The sequence below is a fragment of the Methylocapsa polymorpha genome (genome assembly GCF_045689225.1).
Lineage (GTDB): Bacteria > Pseudomonadota > Alphaproteobacteria > Rhizobiales > Beijerinckiaceae > Methylocapsa > Methylocapsa polymorpha.
The window spans coordinates 2,423,144-2,444,665 of sequence record NZ_CP136862.1 but is presented as its reverse complement, the minus strand read 5'-3'; the positions used below and the strand labels follow the sequence as shown (position 1 = coordinate 2,444,665).

The window sequence follows — 21,522 nt, the reverse complement described above, 5'->3', positions numbered from 1 at the left end:
GATGTCCTGCTGTCGAGGTCAGCCGGCCGCGCGGCCCAAGCCGCGCGGCCGGATTTCCGTCTGCTGGGAAGGGAAGCCGGGATCGCCTGCGCGGCCCCGGCTCGCCTCTCACTCGGCGGCGATGGGATAGCGGTCGCCGTCTTGTGCCTGCGGGACACCCTCCGCCTCAGCAACCTCGCGCACCTCCGGCTGCTCCGCCGCCAGCCACGCGGGTTCCGGCGTCCGCATGAGCGAGGGTAGCCAGCCGGTCCCGGCGAGCAACTGCTCGGCGGCTTCGGCCATCGGCTGCTTCTTCATCCCCGCGATCCGGTCAGCGGCCTCATCACTGACCGCCTCACGCACGGCGGCAGCGATGTGCGCCTTGGTGACGCGGCTGAGATAGGTCCGCGCCGTGGGTGTCCAATGCGCCGTCATGTCGACGGCCAGGGCCGTCGCCAGCTTGTCGGCCGTCTCATGGGCGCGGGGCTTGCGCTCCCAAGGCTGCTTCACCGCATTGATGGTCAGCGAGGCGCAATGCGCGAACAGCGCCATGACGCTCGCCTGATCCAGCCCGACAATGAAGCCCCACAGGTCTGCTACGTCACGCGGCAGGTCCGTCGCCCATGCTGCATGCCGATCCGCCAGCGCCTTGCCCGCCGCCGTGTCCTCGATGCCGTCCGCGTGGCTGGCGAGGTTTACGCTCGCCGGGCGGATATCGAGGCAATGCGCTTCCACCGTCCGATAGAAGGTCTGCGCGGCCAGCGCATGGATGACGGCCAGCAACGCCATGTCCGGCTGCTCGCCAAGGGCGAGGCGCAGGCCCAGGGTGCGATGAGCGGTCAGGTCGCGGATGAGAAGGTCCGACAGCGGCTTGCCGTCGTCCTCCGCTTCTTCGTCCTCGGTTTCCGAGGCCGAAACCCGGTCCCCGTCGCCATCCTCGATGATCTCGCCATCCTCGGTGACGGCATAGCCTTGCTCATCCGCCTCGGCGTCCGCTTCCGGCTCGGGCTTTTCGTCCTCGGGGCGGACGAAACCCCGCTCGATCCGCGCCGTCCCGTCATGGTTCAGCACCACGAACACGCCGCCGCGCCCGATGTCGTCGGCATCGTAGGCGTGGCGCTTGGCGTCCATGCGCTCGATCTCGGCCTCAAGCTCTCCGAAGCGCTGATCCACATCGTCGGGAAGGTCCTCGGCGCTGTCATACTGCTCGGTCAGTGCGTCGTATTCCACCTGCGCGGCTTCCCGCGCGGCCTCATCCTCTGCCGACAACTCCACCGGCTGCGGATAGAGGCGGCGGAGGCCGTGAGCGTGGGGATGATCGATGTGAACGCTGGTCCACTTCCAGCCTTCCGCCTGAACCTCGACGGCGACCCGCTCCAGCTTCTCGATGACCAGCCGGTCCAGAAGCGCCACGTCTTCATAGAAGCCGCCGCGATCCTCGGTGAACAGGTCGCGCAGGATGATCCCACCCGCCTCCGCGTAGGCTTCCGGCCCAACGAAGATGACGCGCCGGTCCGTCGCGGCGATGTGCATACGGGTCAGATCACGGCGGATTTGCGAAGGATCGCGGTTATAGGGGAGGTTGTCGTAAACCTGCTCCTGCCGGGCGTGATCTTCCACGATGGCGAAGGCCATCAACTGGTCGAGACTCAACCCGCCCTCGCGATAGACCTGCATCAAGCGAGACGACACCGCGCCGAGGCGCAGGCGCTGCCGCACCACATGCGGCGTCACGCCGAAGCGCGCAGCGATTTCCTCCGCGCCCCAGCCCTTTCGCTCGGAAAGCTCCCGGAAGCGCTCGAACTGATCGGCGGGGTGCATGGCCTCGCGCGTAACGTTCTCGTCCAGGCTGATCTCCTGCGGGTCGTTCTCGGTGTCGAGAACGCAGCGGATCGGCTCGGTCTTCTTGATCTGCTTGCGCTTGGCGCGCAGCAATTGCGCCAGCCTGCGGCCCTCGCCAATCGTGACGAGATAGCTGCCGGTCGGCCCGCCGTCCGCGTCCTGCTCCGGCTCCACCACAAGATTTTGCAGCATCCCCTTCACGGCGATGCTCGCCGCCAGCGCCTCGACATGCGCCTCGCTGTGCGGCGTCTTCCGGGCGTTCCGGGGCGACTTCCTCAGCTTGTTCAGCGGCACGAAGATTTCCGTCCCGCTCGCGGTGACGGCTTCGATGTTCACGGTGTCAGTCATGGTCTTTCTCCTATGGGCTTGGGTTGCAGCGCGCGCTGCAACCCTGCCCGTCGGCGAGACCGGGGTAGCAAGGGCAAGGGCGGCCGGGGCGGAGGGGGATCACCCGGCCTGCACAAGCGGATTTCCGGAGTTACGACAGTGCTGAAAGACGTATCCGCGCGGAAGGTCGGGGAGACCGCCCCGGACGGCGCCGGCTCGCCGGCGCTTCACCCTTGCCCGCGCGAGGGCGGAGCCCTTAGCGAAACCGGCCCGGCGTGAGCGCCAACGGGAGCCGGGCGATGGTGCGATCAGGAATGTAAGGTCTGGCGGCGGTGATAGTGTGTCCCTGATCCCCGTGCATATCGGGGCGTTGCGGGGTGTCCCCGCAGAAGGGGGTGTGTCGGCGACCGCGGCGCCAACCAGGGGGAAAGCTTTCCCCGACATCCGTTTTTCCGTATCGGCGTAATCCCGACTTCAAAGTATGCGTGAAGTTGGACCGCCTGTTGCGGCCAAGCCCTAGAATACATGCGCTCCCTGTCGTATCTTCGCTCGCCGCTCCATGCCACCAGCATGGAAGGTTCGATGCCAATGCGAGCAACGCGGGCTATGCCGGGAGCATGTCCCGTCCAATCGTTGTCATCTCACTCACCTGAGCAACGCTCAATGGAGGAGTGCGTGATAGGTCAGATCGAAAATGAACCTGGCTTACCTCTGCTGGTATGCCATCTCGAATGGCCGGAATTGACCTGAGGTCATAGATTTGCAGCGAAGACTGAGCGAGTCGATCATCAAACCGCATCATCATTGACGTTGGAAGGGTATCCCCCAGAGTCTCCGCGACGGTCTCTTGCACCTTCAGGATGAGGGCATCGTTGCCTGCTAGTCGTCGCTCGATATGGGTGAGCAATTCGATCAGGGACATTCCTCCGCCGCTACCTTCAATGAACATCGATACGAGCAGGCCTGTCGTTCCGGTGGGAGGATGACACTGTTCCGCGGAAAGGTGATGGGCGCGCATCCTCTCGCCGCTGGTCTTCACGTCGAGCCGGACGTCAGCAACCGAGAAGTCGAACCTGTCGATGTCGGCGCTTCGCCATGCCGACACGGTTGTCTCGATGCCTCGGCTGCACCCGATCAGGTAAAGCTCGCCTAGAAGTCCGATGACCGATCGGGACGCTGGTTTGGTAAGTCGTCGGAACAGTTCTATCAAACGCTGGACTACCTCGACCACCTTGGGGAGCGACGGCGATGCGCCAAGGATGCGAATTATCGTCTCGCAAACATGCAAGAAGTAGATTTGCGCCTGGGGATCGGACGAGGTGCAAACGACGGTGGTTAGCGTCTCCTCGCGTTGCTCCGCATCGACTGGCCTGATCTGGCAAATGGCACCAAAGCGCGCCTCGATCGCCGCCAATCTAACAGGCGCATGCATTGGGCCGCTATCACTGCCGAGGAGGACGCAAGGCTGCCCTAGATCGTTGCGGCCGACGTAATGCTTGGATGGTCCGGGAATGGGATAGACTCGGAAGGAGCCGTCGCGTGGTGAAGCCGGTCCAGCCTGTACTGAAGCTAGAAGATCAGCGAGTGGGATGCCATTCGTCACGAGCGCCCCGTCAGGTCGGCTGATGCTGAGCGATCCAATCGATCGCGAAGTGTGCGGGCAACCATATAGCGATCACCGGCACCCGCTCGGCGACGACTAGACCTTCTTGGCGCAGGTTGAGCGAATGGATTTGAACCGTGACGACATCTTCATCGTGGAATGCAGAGTCGCCGGGATAGCTATATCCGCCTGCCGCGATCCGGGTCGGGCCTTGGAAGAGCTCATTGATGCGGCCATTCTCGTCGGTGGCGCGCTGACGGGGATAGTCAGGGCTCATATGATAAACGGAGCAACCCTCTGCGTCGTTCGTCCGCAACGCTTCAGATAGCTGCAACATTACGCCGATCAATTCGCGCGTGTCGTTCGCACCGGTGACGCGGAACGGAACAATGAGGTCGGCGATCACCTGCGCGAGAGACAGTCCGCGGCAGGTAAGGTGTCGCTGCGCCAACTCGCGGTCCTCGGCATCCGGTTCCGCAGCCAGCGGGATCGTGGCAAGGAAGGCTTGCACGGCGTTGCGATTTGCATCGATTACCTCGGTGGGCGCGAGTGCGACGCCTGGATAGAACCATCGCCGCGCATAATCGCCACGGGCGTATTCATGCTGGAGGACGTTGCGCCGACAGGGCTGGAGATCCGGCGACAGCACGAACGCACGCTTCCAGTCTCGCAACGGACGCCCGCTGCGCTGGATCTCCTGTAGCTGCCTGCGCATGAATTCCTCATGCTCGACATATTCCTGGAACGCAGTGAGGGCATCCAACTCAAGGTAAACGCGGCAGAAGCCAAGATAACGCCGTTTGTAGCCAAAGAAACGGCCCCGTTGCTGAACGGTGTCCGCATTGCCAACACCCGGCCCTCGCGGCATGTATGTCACTGTCAGACCTTCGACGGTGAAACCGCGGTCCATCGCTTGACCACCAACGAGTATCCACCCGTAAGACTGGCTCCAATCGATGATCGGCGTCTGCCGTCCACGTGCGTTGACCTCCTCTATCTTGGTATCTCGGAAGGCGCGCGGAAGCCTACGACTCAGTTCAGCGAATGGGGGCAGATTCTCGACAGTCCCAGCTAAGCTGTCATAGGCAGACTGAAAGTCTTCGACGAGATCGTTCCGATCTGCATCCCCATCAGGCAATCCGAGGATACGCTGCCACTCGTCGAACACGTCCCCAATCCATTGTCTATATTCGGCGTGTGAATTGGTGCGTTGGGAAGGATGCACTAGCATGGAGCGATTGGGGTTGCGGGCGCTGCGGCCCTCCGCCTGACCGGCGGCCACGCCGAGGAGGAATATCCGAAGCGCCGCCAGGAGGGGCTCCGGCGGATCGGTGAGGGGGTTGGCGTCGGTCGAGATGTCTTGCGGGTCGATAACCTCGATCAAGCGATTGTCGCCATCGAAGAACATACGGCCGCCTGTATAGTCGGCCCCAGGTTCCAGCACCTCGACAAATCCGGGCGAGAGAGCATCAATAATGTTGATGAGCAGCGGAGCCTGAGGGGTCGCAGTATATTGCAGATAAGTGTGGTTAGGAATCGCGTCTCTCATTTCCAACAGCCGACGGTAAGTCGTGCTCTGCCGGCCACGCGCCACGAGGGTATTCAAGCTGGCCTGATCGGCCTCGTCGTCGACGATCAGAGTCGGGACGCCAACGAGATCAAGATGCTGCAGCAGAGTCACGAGCGCGCGTAGATGGCGATACTGCTTCATGACAGTCACGAGCACTGTTGCGCGCTCGCTCGGGGCCACGTCAGGATCTCGCCAGTCTTGCAGGGTCTGCTGGATGTGGCGTCGATTGTTTTCGTTGTCGGTTGGGTTTGTATAGAGCTTCCAACGCAGTGGACCATCGACGTCGTCGATACGGAGGTCGCGGCGAAGCCTTTGGGTAGATTGATTGAGCAACGGCTTTGAGATGCCGGCGACGACGATGACGAGTTGGAAACCGTTGTCGCGCGCAAGCGCCATCACGGTGCTGAACGACAAGGTCTTGCCGCTCTGGACGTAACCCACGACTAGGCCAGTTTCCCGACCATCGTTGGCCTGAGGACCGACTGACTTCGACAGAATTGAAGCCGCTGACTCTAAGAGAGCGTCGCGCGTTTCCTGTGATTCGTGAGCGAGCTTGCGAGCGACGAGGTCGCGGGCCTCCTCCCCAACCGCGGGCTGCCAATTCGCACCCGGCGGTAGGATTTCCGGAACGGGGATCACGACTGCGGGGTCAATTGCCATGAAAACAGCCTATGGGCGGGAAAGAGCTTCCCGCAATAACTCGTTGAGGTTTCGCCGGACGGTCTTTGCCATTCGCACGCCGGCGCCACGTGCGAGTTTCTCTGCCAAGGCGAGGCCAGCCGCCACGCGAAGCAACGGTTCTATGTCGTCGGGGTCAAACTGCGCGAAGCTCACCATGAAGGGGTGCGCCATGGATAGGCGAATTTCGACGACCTGCGGCCCACCATTGACGGCCACCTGATCGCTCACCGAAAGCCATTCGCCCTGCGCCGGGTCGTTGCTCAACTCGATGCGGATGATCCAAGTCTGATCGCGAAAGTTGATCCTGAGCTCACGCGTGGCCAACGTCGGTTCAAGCGCCAGCGGAGCGGTATCGGTTTCGACGGGAGGTTCGTCGGCCACTCGAGGAAGCGCTTCAGGCAACGTCGCCTGCATGACCTCGACGGCTCGGGTGATAGCTCGTTGCGCCGCCTCGGCTACTTCGTTCCGTGCAGCCTGCACGCGGTACAAATCGGCCTGACGTAACAAGGGGAGCGCCTCGTCGTCCAACTCGTCCTTCAGCAACTCGAGGAACGGCTGCTCGTTCTCATCCCAGCGAAATCCGTCCTTGGTGTGGCTAACCTCGAAGCCTTCGAGATGAAGCTCACCAAACAGGCGCCGCCATCTGAAGCTGCCGGCTTGGCCAAATATCAGCGCGGGCCGATATCCCTCATCGCCGCTACCTTCGATCAGCCGTCCCCGTCGGAATAGCGCGAAACCAGACCGTGCGGTGTTCATTGGGTCCATCAGGCCAGCGAAGCCACGAGCTGAAAGCCCGCCGCCCAGATCGAACTGAATTTCCCTGCGCCATTCCCGGGTTGGTCCGCTGAGGTCGCGCGCGAAGGGAGCAGTGAGGAGTCGAGGCGCGATGTATTCCAGCGGCTCGCCGTTGAACCGAAGCTCAAGCAGTCCATCACGCAGATATACGCGGTAGATGTCGGTTAGGTGATCCTTGATCTTGGCGACGGTCCGGCCGACCGGCAGATGATAAGGTTCCTCAAGCACCACCTCGGTGAAATGCGCACTCTCCTGCGCAGCCGCCTCTCCTATCTCCAATTCCTCCAACTGATCTCGAACGATCGTGGCGACATCGAAGCGGATGGTCCTCTCTACCATCTCGCCTAAAGCTTTCGTCCGGACAGACCAACGTGGCGCGAACCAACACGCGGCACTCTTCATCCCCATGCCAAACTCGGAAAGTCCGGTTCGATCGGGTGGGATGGCGGCAGGCCGGAATGCACGGGGGAAATCGGCGCGGGCTATGCCGGCTGCATTGTCACGGATGGTAAGACGCGCAGGGGCCGTCGCCTCGACGTCAATACAGACGGATAGTCGAAAGCCGGGACCGTGCAAGGCCTCAAGCTGAACTCGGTTTGCAAAATAGCTCTGCACCGCGTTGTCCACGAACTCGGCCAGCGCGAACCAGGTCTTGTAGTTGAGGTGTCGAAGAATCGATAAGACGCTGACCCCCGGGCGAATGGGGACAGCCGCGATCGGCGGGGCGGGAGTCTCATGCGGCAAGATGGTCTTCTACGTTGGCGGCTCCGCCGCGTCGGACAGCGTTGGGCTTGTCGTGTCCGCCAACGATAAGCGCACCGGCGACCGCGGCGATAACATCGACATTCACGGCGTTGCCGAGCGCTTTATGAGCCGCGCCCTGGCTGCCTGGCAGGTTCTTCAGATCGCCCATGCTTTGCAGCCGCGCGCACTCGCGCATGGTCATATAGCGGCGCTCCCATGGGATGACGGGAACTTGGCTGGTCGTTAGGGCGACAAGGGATGGCGCCGCCGACGTGCGTTTCGCGCGAATTCCGGAAGCTCGGAATTGGATGATCGTGTTCCACAGATCCCGCGGGCCGCCCTTCCAATTCCATTCCAGCTTTTGAAAGCTGGGAGCGAAAGTCTGAATTGACGGTAACCAGGGATCGATTATCTTTCTATGCATACGATAGAAGGCCCGATTCTGGCGGATGAAGTCTATTTTCCACTTTGGAAAGACCTCGGCGTCGTCACGTGCGTATGACGGCAATTGAGCCAGAACCTCTTTGTCAGACATCCCTTTCAACGGAACGCCAAAGGCCCCACGATAGCGTCGAATGCTCGATAAGCCCCGATGAACGGGCGTGGCAGCGAGGATCGGGTAAGTTGCGCCGAATTCCATCGCCCAGATAGGGAATGAGGGAAGGTCGGCGTCTACAGGCAGGGCGTCGAGCAACGATTGCCAAGCCTCGAGGTAGCGGATGAATTGCGGCCCGAGCGAGCGAGCATCCTTGGGGTTCTTATCAAGCACGGTCCGGATGTCGAGCTCGTCTTGCTTGTGAGTGGGCGACGGCCACGTGAAATCGGTTAACCCCTTGCGCGCGCCAACGATGATGGCGCGCTCGCGAACCTGTGGCACGCCAAACAGGTGTGGAGACAATTTGGCCGAGTCGATCGCATAACCGAGGGAACGAAGGCGATTCTCGATGTTTCGCCACGTTTTGCCGTCGTCGTGGCGCATAAGGTTCGGCACGTTTTCAATCAGTAGATACGCGGGCTTGTGTTTCTTGAGAATCTTGACGACGTACTCAAATAAATCACCCCATTGGGGGCATTCAAAGCCAAGCTGATCGCCCGCCTTGGAAAACGGCTGGCAAGGAAAGCCGGCGCAAAGGATGTCGTGGGGAGGAACCTTAGAGTAGGCGCCACGGATGTCGCCGGCGGGCTTTACGCCAAAGTTGAGTTCGTAGAGTTCGGCAAGGGCTGGATCGAGTTCCGATGCGAAAACGCATTCGTGGCCCAAGCGGGTCAGTGCCTGATGGAATCCACCCAAGCCCGCGAACAGGTCGATGAAGCGCAGTGGCGCCATTGCTGAGCTACCGGTCCAGCGGGAAGCTAAGTTGCTTCGCCGCATGCTGCTCAAGCAGGTTCTTCACCGCGAGGCGTAAGAGATATTGAAGGTTCAGCGGGGGCTTCTGGGCCTCGGCAAGCGCGCGCAACGCATCATAGTCGACCTGATCGATCGAGACCGTGAACCGTTTCTGCTGCGACGCCTTCACCATGATGCACCCCTTCGCACCATCTTGCACCAGCGGCATCAGCTTGTCGAGCTCGGTTTGTGGGCTCGAGCCATGACCGAAGGCGATCCTGAAGAGCGGCGGCGTTCCGCGTTTCACACTCCCAAATGACGAGGACGGACCACCCCAGACGAGCAAGCTCAGCTTCGGCTATCCGATCGCGCTCAACATTCCGGGCCAGCTTCGGCAGCCAGTATTCTGGTCGGGTTGTGGGCAGCCGGCCTCCCAAGCGGCAGTCGTGCCGATGCCAGAAGCAGCCATGCACAAAGATCACTTTTTTGAAGCGGGGAAAGATGATGTCCGGCGTTCCCGGCAGGTCGCGGCGATGGAGCCGAAACCGGTAACCGAGGCCGTGGGCCAACCGCCGGACGAGCATTTCCGGCTTTGTGTCAGTCTTCCTAACCAATGACATTCGACGGCGAACGACGTCCGGAACGTCAGGGAATTGGCTTGGGTGGGACACAGGCGCGCGATCCGACGAGCTTAGGTGGAGTGCAGCAGGCACGGATGGTTCGGCGTAGCCGCGAGAGCGATCAGGATGCGGTGATGCGGCGGCGGACGCGCGGTGTGGGCGCAGGCTGCGTCTCGTCGGTCAGCGCATCACCCAGATGTTGGAGGTGTAATACCGGATGGTGGGGCAGCTTTACGACCAGTTCCAATTTGCCTCCGACGGCTTCGACATAGCTGCGCAACGTCGAGAGATACATGTCGGCCTGCTTCTCGATTTTCGACACGGACGGCTGTTTGATGTTCAGCGCCTCAGCGATTTCGAGCTGGGCCTTTCCGGCGATCTGCCGAAGCTCCCGCAGGCCTTCGATCTCCCTCTTGAGTTCCTGGTAACGTGCCTCCACCCCCGCCTGGCGCTCAGGCGGAAGCTCGGCGAGCATGTCGTTCAGGCTCCTGGCCATTTCACACCTTCCTCTTTCCAGCCTTCAGGCCCTCCACATGAGTGGAGAACCGGGAATCGGCCTTGGCGATAAGCTGACGATAAAAGCGCTTCTGACTTCCGCCGGACTTGTCGCCCGCCACCAGCAAAATCGCCCGTCGCTCTGGATCGAAAGCGAACGCAGCGCGCCATTCGCCGTCTGCTCCCTCGAACCGCAGCTCCTTCATGTTGGCGTGCTTTGACCCTTTGAGCGTATCGGCATGCGGCCGGCCAAGCTGGGGGCCATAGTCGGCCAACAGCTTGGCAACGGCGAGCAAGCCATCCTGGACAGACGCCTCGAACGCCTTGAACTCCGGGACGAACTCATCGTGGAAAGCAACACCCCACGTCATCTGTATAGCTTCCAAGCTATGTCTGGTCAAGACAATGTCGCTTCCCCAAGGTCAAGCGGCCTTCTTGGGAGAGGCGCCGGCCTTGGCCGATTCCCCCTTGTCCAGCAGCGACGCGATTTCCTCGCATGTGCGAGCCGTGGCCAACTTCAGCGCCTCGTCGATGTGGATGTAGTCCTGGGTCACGCTCTGAGAACCGTGCCCGAGCAAGGCCCGAATGGTCAGTTCCGAGAAGCCCAGGTCTCCCGCGACGCTCGCGAACGTGTGCCGCAACGTGTGGGGCGTGATGCCTTCAATACCGACCGATGCGCACAACCGCTCCAGGCAAGCCTTGCCGGCGGTGTAATGCCCCTCGCCGACCTCAGACGGGAAGACATAAGGCGAATTCACGCGCACCGGCTGCTGTGCGATCAGCTTCACGGCAGAGGGGCCAATTGCCCTGACCTGGGCGTCGCCCTTGGTGTCGGGAAAGCCCACATAGCCTTCCGCGGCGGAGACCCATTCACGTTCGAGGTTTTGCCCCTCGGAGATCCGAAACCCGGTCAGAAGCAGCAGTTGCACGATGGCGAGCGCGATGGAGCTTTCGGTTTCCCTGAGCGCCGCATGACGCATCGCCTGGCCGAGCTTCACGATTTCGGGAACGCTCAAACGCCGGTTCTTCTTCTTCCCGGCCAGTTTCCGAGCGCCCTTGCTCGGATGAGCTTCGATGCGATCGAGGCGTGTTGCGTGCCCGAGGATGCTTTGCAACGTCGACACGGTGCGCGCAGCGACACCGGGTCCCCCGGTGGTCGCGCCGCCTCGACCCTCGCCGCGCGGCTTGGCCGTTTTCCCCCCGACGATGTCCGACTGCATGCGCTCGATGTCGGCGATCTTGAGGGTGTGGACCAGCGCTTTGCCCAAGAGCGGCTTGATGTGGGTTTCGATCCGACTCTTGTCCATCGCGAGCGTCGAGGCTTTGATCGGCCGGTTCCGGCGCCCGAGAATGCGGCCGGCCTTGGCTTCCTCAAGATACCAGTCGCACAGCGCCGCCACGGTCGTTTTCCTCCGTGTGTCGGGCTTCTTCGCCGGATCATTACCCTTGGCCAGTTCGCCGAATTTCACCTTGGCGAGATCGCGCGCGTTCTCAACCGTGATCGCGCCGAAGCGCCCGAGCTTGATCCGGCGGGTCCGGCCGTCGGCATCTCGGTACTGAAGGATGAAGGTCTTCAGGCCGGAGTGAATGACCCGGACGCCGAAGCCCTTCAATTCGCCATCCCAAAGGAAGCCCTGTTCGCCCTGCTTGTCCGGCGGCGTCAGGCCTTCGACCGCCGTCTTGGTCAACCTCCCGCTCATGACGCCTTCCTCTCTGCAATCGATCTGCTTACATTATCAGGCTCGCAAAAAAATGTAAGCACTATGTAAGCAGTCTGGCGCAAACGAGGTGCGGATCGGTCGGGGTTGAGCGCAGAGAAATCTGTTTAAGTTATTGTTTTATAGCGATACAGAGAGGCGGAGAGTGTTGGGGCGTTGATGAATATGGACCTTGCCAAGGTTGGGGTCGAGGGTTCGAATCCCTTCGCCCGCTCCAAAATCTCTCAGAGATTTCAAGCAGATAAAAGCGGCCCTTCGGGGCCGTTTTTGCTTCCCCGCCTAGACGGATTGAGGGATCGAGATTGACACCCTGTCTTGGGCTTTCGGAGAATGAAAGCCATGACCAAGCATCGCTCAACTACGCGGGACGCCTATGAAGCGAACAAGAGCGTAGCAGTATCCGCGCTACCCGATGCTCTTCCCGAGTTGGTGTTCGCCATTTTGGCCCCGCTTTATGAACTCTTCGACTTTTCGAACTTCCAAAGCCGCTTCTCGAAGAAGAGCTGGCGATACTTCGCAAGAGCCCGTTTTGAGGCATAGGCTCTCAAGGCGCAGCCACGCCACCTCACGCGTGAACAGTATCGCCACGACCTTCTAGCGAAGGCGGTACTCGAGACGTGGTAGAGCGAAGCCTCAGCGCATCAAGGGGAGCTCGTGTTCGCCAACTGGAGCCGTGTGGATCACGGGCGCCACGGTGCGAGGAGAGACAGCAGTAGGGAAGCCGGTTGCCCGTCAAGTCACGCGTAGCGCGAAAGCGCCAGCGCATGGCCTCCTGGCTACGAGTAATGCAAAGACGCTGTTTGCTTCAGACGCTGGCGCCAATCGAGCTGGAACGTTCATCGCGCCGGATCGCGGTCTATCGCCTCATTCGCTCCAAACTGCCGGAAGCGCTTGTGTGAGACGCCGGCCATAATCAAGCTAAGGCATTGATTTCACTGGCGCGCCCAAGGGGAATCGAACCCCTGTTTTCGCCGTGAAAGGGCGACGTCCTAGACCGCTAGACGATGGGCGCGGAAACTGGCGAGGATTAGGTTCGCTGCAATATTCGCTCAGCCGCGCGGACATATAAAGGGCGTCGGCGGGACTGGCAAGTTCGAGAATCGCCAATCGGAATGCGCGGCCCGCCTGCGCTCACGCGGAGCAAGCCCGTAGAGGGTCAAATCGGCGGATCGCGAACGGCGCTTACAAGCTGCGCGGCCCGGCGGCCGGCGCGAGATCGACGAGCCGCAGCTGCACGCGATCCCTCCCGCCCCAATGGTCCAGCGCGAGGGTTCCGGCAAGATGCACCATGGCGCCGCGGCCGGCGTGAAGCGCGCTCGCGCGCCCGAGCGGCTCGGAGGCGGCGCGAAATGCAATCCCCTCGATCTTGGCACCGTCGCCGGCTTGCGCCTTGAGCCGCACATGTCCATTGCCGACGTCGGCGACGTCGACGAGCCGATGCGCGGGCAAGGCGAAGACCGGCTCGGCATTGCCAGCGCCATAGGGCCCGCCCGCTCCAGAGCGGCCATGAGATCCGGGCTCGCCGCCGATGCGGTCAGCGCGGCATCGATCAGCAGGATTCCCCGCGCGGCTCGCCGCCACCTGCGCGGCGAGATTCTTCCAGAAAGCTGCGAAAATCGGCCATCCGCGAGCGTGAAATCGTGACGCCCGCCGCCATCGCATGTCCGCCGCCCTTGACGAGAACGCCAGCTTCGACGGCCGCGCGCACCACGCGGCCGAGATCGACGCCGGAAATCGAGCGGCCCGAGCCGGTTCCGGCTCCGTCGGCGCCGAGCGCGATCGCAAAGGCCGGCCGCCTGAACTTGTCCTTGAGGCGCGAGGCGACGAGCCCGACAATGCCCCTGATGCCAGCCCTCCGCCGCGGCGACAACCACGGCGCCGGCCTCGCTGAGGCCTATGCTCGCCAGCGCTTCGGCTTCCGCCTCCTCGAGCGTCGCGCGCTCCATTTCCTGCCGTTCGCGATTGAGGCGATCAAGCTCTTCGGCGATGCGCCGCGCCTCGATCGGATCGGCGAGGCTCAACAGCCTCGCGCCGAGCGCGGCGTCGCCGATCCGTCCGCCAGCGTTGATGCGCGGCCCAATCAGGAAACCAAGGTGATAGGGGCGCGGCGGCCCGTCCGCGCCCGCAACGTCGAACAAAGCCTTCAACCCGGGACGCTCCCGCGCGCGCATGAGGGAAAGCCCCTTGGCGACGAAGGCGCGGTTGAGGCCGGTCAGCGGCGCGACATCGGCGATCGTCGCGAGCGCCACGAGATCGAGCCCTAAAAGAAGATCGGGCTGCGGCCGCGCGACGGAAAAGAAGCCGCGCGCGCGCAGGACGCGGTTCACCGCGATCAGCGTCATGAAGACGACGCCCGCCGCGCAAAGCTGGCCAAGGCCGGAGAGATCGTCCTGCCGATTCGGATTGACGATAATGGCCTCGGGCAAAAGTTCAGGCGCCTGATGATGGTCAAGCACGATCGGGTCGAGGCCGAGCCGGCGCGCCTCGGCCAAGGGCGCATGGCTGGTCGTTCCACAATCGACTGTAATCAGGAGTTTCGCGCCGGCCTCGGAGAGGCTTCGGATCGCTTCGACATTGGGCCCATAGCCTTCGAAGATCCGATCTGGAATATGAATGAGGCAAGGCGCGCCTGCTTGTGAAAAATAATCGGCGAGGAGCGCCGAAGAGGCCGCGCCATCGACGTCGTAATCGCCGAAAATCGCGATTTTGTCGCCGCGCTCGACAGCGTCAGCGATCCTTGCCGCGGCAGCCTCCATGTCCTTCAAGGACGAGGGGTCGGGCAGAAGGTTTCGCAGCGTCGGGTCGAGATGATTTGCAGCAGCGTCCGGCATGACGCCCCGCCCGGCGAGAACGCGCGCGAGAAGATCGCCGGCGCCAAGCAATTGCGCGATAGCGAGCGCCCTCGCCTGCCCCGCCGCATCGAGCCGATCGCGCCAGGGGCGTCCGAGAACAGAACGTTCGACGCCAAGAAAGGAGCGCGGCAGGCTGGGTGAAGGCGATTCGCTCATGCCCTGGAGTCTAGCCGCAGGCTTGGCGGAATACGAGCCGGACATTTAGCATGCAGAGACGAGACAGCGGCGCTGCATCCTGACCAATAGGTCCATCTCGATGGTCGAGCGCCTCGGAAGCTTCCGAGGGATCTTGGCGGCGACCCATGCATTTATCGAGACTAGCCGTCCGCCGACTCCTTGGCTGTGGCGTGCGGCAGTCTATAGTTTACGCAATACATTTCCCTCCGCCCCATCCGGCCTCGCCAGAATTGTGACAATCCACAATATTCACAACCATTTGAACGCATGAAACCCGTTCGGGTCTGGCGCCAGACCTCAAGCAATTTCATTTGCCCAAGCAGAGATTGAGGCGCATGTCTTCCTCCGCCGATTCGCGCCAACTCAACCTCATCGCTTAGTCGCAATTCAGCCCGACGCCTTTGCCGCCGCGGAGCCCAAAACATGACCCGGTCTCTCAGCAACCGCGTTTTCCGCTTCGCGCCATCGTCGAACGGCTATCTGCACCTCGGTCACGCCTATTCCGCCTTGCTGAATTTCGAGATGGCGCGCGCGACGGGCGGCCGCCTGCTTCTGAGGATCGAAGATATAGACATCGAGCGCTGCCGGCCCGAATTCGAGCGGGCCATTTATGAAGACCTGTGCTGGCTGGGTCTCGCCTGGGAAGAGCCGGTGCGGCGGCAATCGGAGCATTTCGCCGAATATGCAAGCGCCCTCGACAGGCTCGGAGCGCAGGGACTGACCTACCCTTGCTTCTGCACGCGCGGCGAGATCATGGTCGCCGTCGCCTCGAAACCGGACTGGCCGCGCGACCCCGACGGCTCCCCTCTCTATCCCGGCACATGCAAGCATCTTTCGCAAGAGGAGAGGCGGCGGCGGCTGGCCGCGGGCCAGCTCGCGGCGCAACGAATCGACATGGAGGCGGCGCTCGCCCGCGTCGGTTTCCGACTGGGCTGGCGCGAATATAGCGGCGCCGGAATGGAAGGGCGCGACGTCGCCGCCGAGCCCGGCCTCTGGGGCGATGCGGTGCTGTCGCGAAAGGACATCCCGACGAGCTATCATATCGCGGTCGTGTTCGACGATGCGCTGCAAGGGGCGACCGACGTCGTTCGCGGCGAAGATCTGTTCATGGCGACGAGCCTACATCGCTTGCTGCAGGTTCTGCTCGACCTTCCCGCGCCCTCATACCATCATCACCCGCTCTTGCGCGACGCTTCGGGACAGAAGCTCTCGAAGAGCTTGCGGGCGAAATCCTTGCGGGCCTTGCGTCAGGAGGGGCTTTCCGCCGCCGCCGCGCGCGAGAAGCTAACGTCGGGGCTCATACTCGCGACGGCGCCTTAGAGCGCTTCAAATTTAAAGAATTGAGTGCGTCCTGATCGAAAAAGTCGAGCCGTATTCGGGATCCGCTCTCGATGGATCTGTCCACAATTTGGAGAACGGCTCCGCGACAGGAAAAAATGCGATAAGCTCTGGAGCGCGCTCCAGATCAATAAGTTCGAGCATGTTCTGATCGAAAAAGTCGGTCAACTTTTTCGGAACATGCTGTAACGCCCTGCCCGCCGCGTGGCGAAAGAAGCGCGGCGGCAAATCGAAAGGGCGCAAAACCGGCGCTTTTGCCGCGCAGACTGGCGCTCTCAGGGAAACGACGGCGATGATGATGAGATTTCTCGGAAATATGCTTGCATTTTTGTCCGCGGCTCTCGTGAGCCTGGCTCTGGCTCTTCTCGCGCCAGCCTCCTCGCGCGCCGAACAGGCCCCGCGCGTCGATGCGCCGCCTCGCCAGGACGCCCCCCGCGTCGATACGCCCTCCCCCCGCGTCGACACCCCGCCTGCGCCAATCAAGATTCACGAGGTTTTCGAGGTTGATCGGGAAGGCGACAAGATCGGCGCGACGACGATAGACATCGATCGTCAGAACGATGTGACGACAGTGAAGCTCGCCACCAGCATCTCGGTCAAAGTGATGTTCATCGAAGCCTATCGTTATGAGCATGCCTCCACCGAAATTTGGAAAAGCGGTCAGCTGGTCAGCTACAAATCACAGACCGACGACAATGGGACAAAGCATACGGTCGAGGTCGGGCCGGGGAGCTCGCCCGACAAGCTGAGCCTGATCGTCGATGGCAAGAAGAGCGACATCGGCAAGGCTTTTGCTCCCGCGAGCCTCTGGAGCAGGGATGTGGTCAACCGATCCGACCTTTTCCAAACCGACAATGGCAAGCGCCTGTCGATCAAGGTCAAGGACGCCGGTGAAGAAACCTTGGTCATCCGCGGCGTCAAGCGCCAAACTCATCACTATAAAATCTCAGACAAGACGCCAGGCGAATTCGATCGCGACGTCTGGTTCGACGGCGACCTTCTGGTGCGGATGAAGCTGCTCGGATCCGACCGTTCGACGATCGTCTCGGATTTGCGCTGAAAGCGCGGGGAATTCGAGCGCGATTCGCCTCGGAACGGAACGCGGGCTGGCGCCTTAGGGACGCGCGCTGGCGCCTTAGGAAAGGCGACGCCCGCGTTTGGAGCCTCGCCGAGGCTTACTTGACCTGCCGCTCGGCGACGACGCGATCGGCGGCTGGGGCCTTGGCGAGCAATCCGTCGATACGATCGCGTTCGCGCTTGAACACGCCGAGCATGCGGCCGTCGAATTCGCGCGTGCGGGCGAGCTTGACGCGCATCGGGTCCACGAAATGCCCGTTCACCATGATCTCATAGTGAAGATGCGGACCGGTGGCGAGGCCAGTCTGGCCGAGATAGCCAATGACCTGCCCTTGCCGCACATGCGCCCCCTCCGTGGAGCCGCGCGCAAAGCCAGACATATGATTATAGGTCGTGATATAGCCGTTCGCGTGCTGGATCTCGACGCGCCGCCCATAGCCTGAATCCCAGCCCGCCTTGATGATCACGCCATTGCCTGCGGCGAAGATCGGCGTGCCGATTGGGGCGGCCCAATCGACGCCCGTGTGGGGACGCGAATAACCCAGGATGGGATGGAAGCGAATGCCAAATCCCGAGGTGAATCTGGCCGAAACGATCGGCGTGCGAACCAGAAACTTGCGCGTCGAACGGCCATTTGAATCGTAATAATCGACGACGCCATCATCAGGCGTCTGAAAGCGATAATAGTGGAACGTCTCGTTGCGCGCGGTGATGGCCGCGTAGAGGAGCTGGCTGCGCCCGTCGCCCTCCTCGTTTTCATCATAGAAAGCTTCGAATGAGTCGCCGCCGGTCACGGGTCTTTGAAAATCAACGTCATTGGCGAAGACGCGAACAAGGTCATCGATGACCGGACGCGGGATCTCCTGCTTCAGCGCGGTCTCATAAAGCGAATCGTAAAGCCGCATACCGTCGCCATCATCGTCGTCGTCGTTCTGGACCGGCTTTTTCGCGGCGCGCTGCGGCGCCGTCACCCGCACGTAAGCGCCTCTGTCATTGATTGCGATATTCGTCTCCAATGTCTCATCGGAGTAGATCGAAAGACGGGCCAAAGTCATATTCGAGCCGGAGCCATCGAGATCAGCGAAAAGCAGCCTGACGCGGCGGCCTTCCGCAACGGCCGCTTCGCCGCGCTTGAGGCCAAAGGCGGCGATGACGGCGTTGATCCTGTCCTTCGCCACCCCGGCGGCGGCGAGGACATCCTCGAGGGTCTCACCGTGGCGAACCACGACGAGCCGCTCCTCCATCTGCGTCGCCTGCGGCGATTGCCCCGACCGCTCGACATTGGTCACATTTTCTGGAACCATTCGGACTTCGATCGCGGAAAAAGGCGCCGTCGCGACAGGCTCGGCGGGATTGGCGTAAGAGAGCACGCCCGGGAAATTGGTGCGGCTCGTCCGCATGAGAAGAAGTTGCGGCGGCAGCGCGATCGGCTTCGCGCCGGCTGTCGCGGTGTTCTTGACATGCTCTGCGACCTGGGCCTGGACCTCATCAATCGTCAGGCCGATCGTCGGCGACAGCTTGTCCCCCGAAAAATCGCGGGTCGACCACGAGACCTCGGCGTCATCCTGCACCGGCTCCGGCGCCACGTCGATCGGGTTGCGCGCATCGGCCAGGACCTTCAAGGGATTGTACGGCGGGACATCCTCGGCGAAGCCGACGCTCGTCAGGACCAGAGTCGTTTCGACGCGGGTGAAGCTGTGGACTTTCATCACCTCCTTATCACCCTGCCGGATCGCGGTCGGCGCGCGAAAGCTCTGCTTCGCCGCAATTATGTCGACCGCCTTGACCAGCCGGTCGGCCTTGCGCGGATTGACGCCGAAATCCACATTGACTTCTTTGCGTTGGGAAAGTGCGGGCGGCTCGGCGAAATAGGATTGATGGCCAAGCGCCGCATAAATGGCCGCGCCGATGAGCGCCGCGCCGGAAAGTCCTGTCAGAATCGTGCCGCAAAACCAGCGCAGCGAAATCCGCCTTCTATCGAAGGCCGTGTGGCGCTCCCCATCGGCTTCTATGGCCGGGTCCAGGCCCAGATCGATGGCGCCTAAGAAGCGGGCGGACCACGGTCCCATGCCGTGCTCATAACCGCGCCAGTGCGAATCCATTGTCATTGCGATTTTTCGGTTCCCGACACCGCGCCCCTCTTTGAGATCAAATTGCCGAAGCGCGAATGAAACAGACGAAATGACGCCGATCCGCGGCGCGCCGCCCCCCACGCAGATATGTCAGGAGCAGATCTTTCGAAAGCAGACTTCTCAAAAGTCTCACGCGATTTCTGAACGCGGACCGGTCGGGGCTGAAGATTTAAGAATTCTCACGTTTCCCCAATCGCAACGGGGTTGGTCTGCATGCCGCGCGATAGATCCTCCTCCAATAATGGACAAGACCCGCCGAAGATGGCTCAAATGCGGCGCGGCTTGGCGCGGGCTTGCCTCGGAAGCGTTTCGACCGGCGGCTCGAACAGTTGACAAAGGGCGCTGGATTTCATAGACGAATGTGAATTCGACGCGGCGTCATAGCCGCGTTTTTCGTTTGCGCCGCGCGGCCCATGAACTTCTCGGTTTTTGACCTTGCAGGTCCCGATGGGACATGATCGTCGCGTAGAGATAGGCTTTGCGGGGCCGTCAAGACATCGGCTCCCCGGGACGCGCGCCCGCGGACAAAGCCGGATTGAACATGAGGGAACACGATGTTCGCAGTCATCAAGACCGGCGGCAAGCAATATAGCGTCGCCGCCGAAGACACGATCACGGTGATGACGCTCGAAGGCGCGCCCGGCGATATCGTGACCTTCGACAATGTGCTGCTGCTCTCCGGCGACGGCGAGCCGGCTCTCGGTGCCCCTTTCGTCGAAGGCGCGAGCGTCGCCGGCCAGATTGTTGAGCACAAACGCGGGCCGAAGGTCATCTCCTTCAAGAAGCGGCGGCGGCAAAATTCAAAGCGCAAGCGCGGCCATCGTCAGGACCTGACGCTGGTTCGCATCACCGAGGTGCTGACCGGCGGCGCCAAGCCTTCGGGCCATGCCGAGGCGGCCACCGCCGAGTGACATGTGTTCATGCTTTGAGCTTAAGCAAAATTCAATTATAGTGTGCGGAGGCGCTGCCATGCGCATCTCCCTTAGAAAGATCTGGAGCCAGTTCGATGGCGCATAAAAAGGCAGGCGGCTCGTCCCGCAACGGCCGCGACTCCAAGGGCCGGCGGCTCGGCGTGAAAAAATTTGGCGGAGAAGCTGTCGTCGGCGGCAATATCCTCGTGCGCCAACGCGGCACGAAGTGGCATCCAGGCGCCAATGTCGGAATTGGAACGGATCACACGTTATTTGCTTTGATAGAAGGCAAGGTGGAGTTCAAAACCAAAGCGAATGGCCGAGCTTACGTATCGATTGTGGCTTTGCCGCAAGTAGAGGCCGCAGAATAAAGGTGGAGCAGAAAGACCTCCACCTGATCCCACGGACCCGGTGGACTTGGTTTTTCTTTCGCGAAAAGCGCTCCTGAAATCCAGGGGAAAAAGTCCGGTAAACCCGCAAGGGTTTTAAAAGGGAAGGTGGGATAGCCATACCACCGCTCTTTTTTTGGCGCAGGATCTAAAATATCGATCCGCCGACCGGAGCCAGCATGTTCCCGGATTTGACCTCTGACGACATCTTCCGCCTCGAGACGAGGCGGCTTTGGCTGCACTGGCCGCGCGCTTGCGACGCCGCGGCGATCGCCGGCTTTGCGAGCCTTGCGGAAACCGCCCGCATGACGGCGGCGATCCCCCATCCCTATCCGCATGGCGAAGCGGAGCGCTTCATCCTGAAGTCGCGCGGCGACAATGCGAACGGAAAAGCGCTCGTCCTGGTAATGGTCCAAAAAAGCGGCGCCCGTCCGACGATCGGCGTCGTCAGCGCGACCTTGTCCGAGACCCGAGACATCGAGCTCGGTTATATTGTAGCGCCGGCCGCCAGGGGCAAAGGTTTCGCGACCGAAGCCGCGAAGGCGGTTATCGAGGCGGTTTTCAGCCTCACCGCCGCAGAGCGCATCGTCGCCAATGCGCGCACTATCAACCCGGCGTCTCGCCGCGTTCTCGAGAAATGCGGTTTCGCCTATCTCGATACAGGTTTCGATTTTCTGGCGGCGCGCGGGGGGCTGCATCCTTGCGACCGCTTCCAGCTCGATCGCAAGGCTTATGCGGCGGCCTGCGCCAGGACGCCGGAAGAAGCTTCGGGCGAGGGTTGGGCGGGGCGCCCTTTGACCCGGCCGATGCGCCCCATGGTGCATCAGACGCGGGAGGCGGAAGCATTGGCCGCTCTTGGAGAATCCGTCCTGCGCCGACCCGAAGCTTGACTCTTCGCCTCAGGCCCTTGCGCGGCCCGAGCGGTTGCGAGACGATAGAAACACG

At 61.8% G+C, this 21,522-nt stretch carries 17 protein-coding genes, 1 tRNA gene and 2 pseudogenes; 7 read left to right on the top strand and 13 right to left on the bottom strand.

All coding sequences use genetic code 11. The features are described from left to right. Positions 1–108: 108 nt before the first annotated feature. From RZS28_RS11195 to RZS28_RS11150, 10 genes and pseudogenes are all read right to left on the bottom strand, one after another. A complete protein-coding gene (locus RZS28_RS11195) occupies positions 109–2,169 on the bottom strand; it encodes a ParB/RepB/Spo0J family partition protein (RefSeq protein WP_407337837.1) in 2,061 nt (686 codons plus the stop codon). Between the two features lie 583 nt (positions 2,170–2,752). Further along, the gene (locus RZS28_RS11190; protein ID WP_407337836.1) at positions 2,753–3,751 is read right to left on the bottom strand and encodes a PD-(D/E)XK motif protein; all 999 of its coding nucleotides are present in this window, start codon (positions 3,749–3,751) and stop codon (positions 2,753–2,755) included. Positions 3,752–3,761: 10 nt separating this feature from the next. Next, positions 3,762–5,981 carry a Z1 domain-containing protein gene (locus RZS28_RS11185; RefSeq protein ID WP_407337835.1) on the bottom strand — a complete coding sequence of 740 codons (2,220 nt, stop codon included), beginning with the start codon at positions 5,979–5,981 and terminating at the stop codon, positions 3,762–3,764. Between the two features lie 9 nt (positions 5,982–5,990). Next, positions 5,991–7,541, bottom strand: a complete 1,551-nt coding sequence (locus RZS28_RS11180; protein WP_407337834.1) for an ATP-binding protein — start codon at positions 7,539–7,541, stop codon at positions 5,991–5,993. After that, entirely contained in the window at positions 7,531–8,868 is a 1,338-nt protein-coding gene (gene dcm / locus RZS28_RS11175) for a DNA (cytosine-5-)-methyltransferase (protein WP_407337833.1), read from the bottom strand. The genes RZS28_RS11180 and dcm overlap by 11 nt, the downstream gene beginning before the upstream one ends. A 7-nt stretch (positions 8,869–8,875) precedes the next feature. Continuing rightward, positions 8,876–9,214 (bottom strand): hypothetical protein, encoded by a 339-nt coding sequence (locus RZS28_RS11170; RefSeq protein ID WP_407341179.1) that lies wholly within the window; start codon positions 9,212–9,214, stop codon positions 8,876–8,878. 16 nt (positions 9,215–9,230) lie between these two features. Further along, positions 9,231–9,452 (bottom strand): annotated as a pseudogene (gene vsr, locus RZS28_RS11165) (DNA mismatch endonuclease Vsr); the annotation flags it as partial. A 157-nt stretch (positions 9,453–9,609) separates the two neighbouring features. Next, positions 9,610–9,984, bottom strand: a complete 375-nt coding sequence (locus RZS28_RS11160; RefSeq protein WP_407337832.1) for an XRE family transcriptional regulator — start codon at positions 9,982–9,984, stop codon at positions 9,610–9,612. Between the two features lies 1 nt (position 9,985). Continuing rightward, positions 9,986–10,354, bottom strand: coding sequence for a type II toxin-antitoxin system RelE/ParE family toxin (locus RZS28_RS11155; protein ID WP_407341106.1), 369 nt, complete (start codon positions 10,352–10,354; stop codon positions 9,986–9,988). Between the two features lie 51 nt (positions 10,355–10,405). Then, positions 10,406–11,683: an integrase arm-type DNA-binding domain-containing protein gene (locus RZS28_RS11150; RefSeq protein ID WP_407337831.1), complete on the bottom strand. Its 1,278-nt coding sequence runs from the start codon at positions 11,681–11,683 to the stop codon at positions 10,406–10,408. A 357-nt stretch (positions 11,684–12,040) separates the two neighbouring features. Here RZS28_RS11150 and RZS28_RS11145 point away from each other — a divergent pair, with 357 nt between their 5' ends. Continuing rightward, positions 12,041–12,241 (top strand): hypothetical protein, encoded by a 201-nt coding sequence (locus RZS28_RS11145; RefSeq protein WP_407337830.1) that lies wholly within the window; start codon positions 12,041–12,043, stop codon positions 12,239–12,241. Between the two features lie 396 nt (positions 12,242–12,637). On the opposite strand, the gene RZS28_RS11140 is transcribed toward RZS28_RS11145, so the two are convergent. Continuing rightward, positions 12,638–12,713 (bottom strand) — tRNA-Glu (locus tag RZS28_RS11140). 170 nt (positions 12,714–12,883) lie between these two features. Next, positions 12,884–14,709: pseudogene (gene recJ, locus RZS28_RS11135) on the bottom strand (single-stranded-DNA-specific exonuclease RecJ). 444 nt (positions 14,710–15,153) lie between these two features. Between recJ and gluQRS the strand changes: the two are divergent. Together gluQRS and RZS28_RS11125 are read left to right on the top strand one after the other, a co-directional pair. Continuing rightward, positions 15,154–16,050: a tRNA glutamyl-Q(34) synthetase GluQRS gene (gene gluQRS, locus RZS28_RS11130; RefSeq protein WP_407337829.1), complete on the top strand. Its 897-nt coding sequence runs from the start codon at positions 15,154–15,156 to the stop codon at positions 16,048–16,050. 310 nt (positions 16,051–16,360) lie between these two features. Then, positions 16,361–17,128, top strand: coding sequence for a DUF6134 family protein (locus RZS28_RS11125; RefSeq protein WP_407337828.1), 768 nt, complete (start codon positions 16,361–16,363; stop codon positions 17,126–17,128). 115 nt (positions 17,129–17,243) lie between these two features. On the opposite strand, the gene RZS28_RS11120 is transcribed toward RZS28_RS11125, so the two are convergent. Beyond that, positions 17,244–19,247: a peptidoglycan DD-metalloendopeptidase family protein gene (locus tag RZS28_RS11120; protein WP_407341105.1), complete on the bottom strand. Its 2,004-nt coding sequence runs from the start codon at positions 19,245–19,247 to the stop codon at positions 17,244–17,246. A 117-nt stretch (positions 19,248–19,364) separates the two neighbouring features. On the opposite strand from RZS28_RS11120, the gene RZS28_RS11115 reads away from it, so the two are divergent. From RZS28_RS11115 to RZS28_RS11100, 4 genes are all read left to right on the top strand, one after another. Further along, positions 19,365–19,421 (top strand): hypothetical protein, encoded by a 57-nt coding sequence (locus tag RZS28_RS11115; RefSeq protein WP_407341104.1) that lies wholly within the window; start codon positions 19,365–19,367, stop codon positions 19,419–19,421. A 410-nt stretch (positions 19,422–19,831) separates the two neighbouring features. Further along, complete coding sequence (gene rplU, locus RZS28_RS11110; RefSeq protein WP_407337827.1) at positions 19,832–20,188, top strand: 50S ribosomal protein L21; 357 nt, start codon at positions 19,832–19,834, stop codon at positions 20,186–20,188. 95 nt (positions 20,189–20,283) lie between these two features. Further along, complete coding sequence (rpmA, locus tag RZS28_RS11105; protein WP_407337826.1) at positions 20,284–20,559, top strand: 50S ribosomal protein L27; 276 nt, start codon at positions 20,284–20,286, stop codon at positions 20,557–20,559. 197 nt (positions 20,560–20,756) lie between these two features. Beyond that, positions 20,757–21,467 carry a GNAT family N-acetyltransferase gene (locus tag RZS28_RS11100; protein WP_407337825.1) on the top strand — a complete coding sequence of 237 codons (711 nt, stop codon included), beginning with the start codon at positions 20,757–20,759 and terminating at the stop codon, positions 21,465–21,467. The last annotated feature ends 55 nt before the right edge of the window (positions 21,468–21,522 follow it).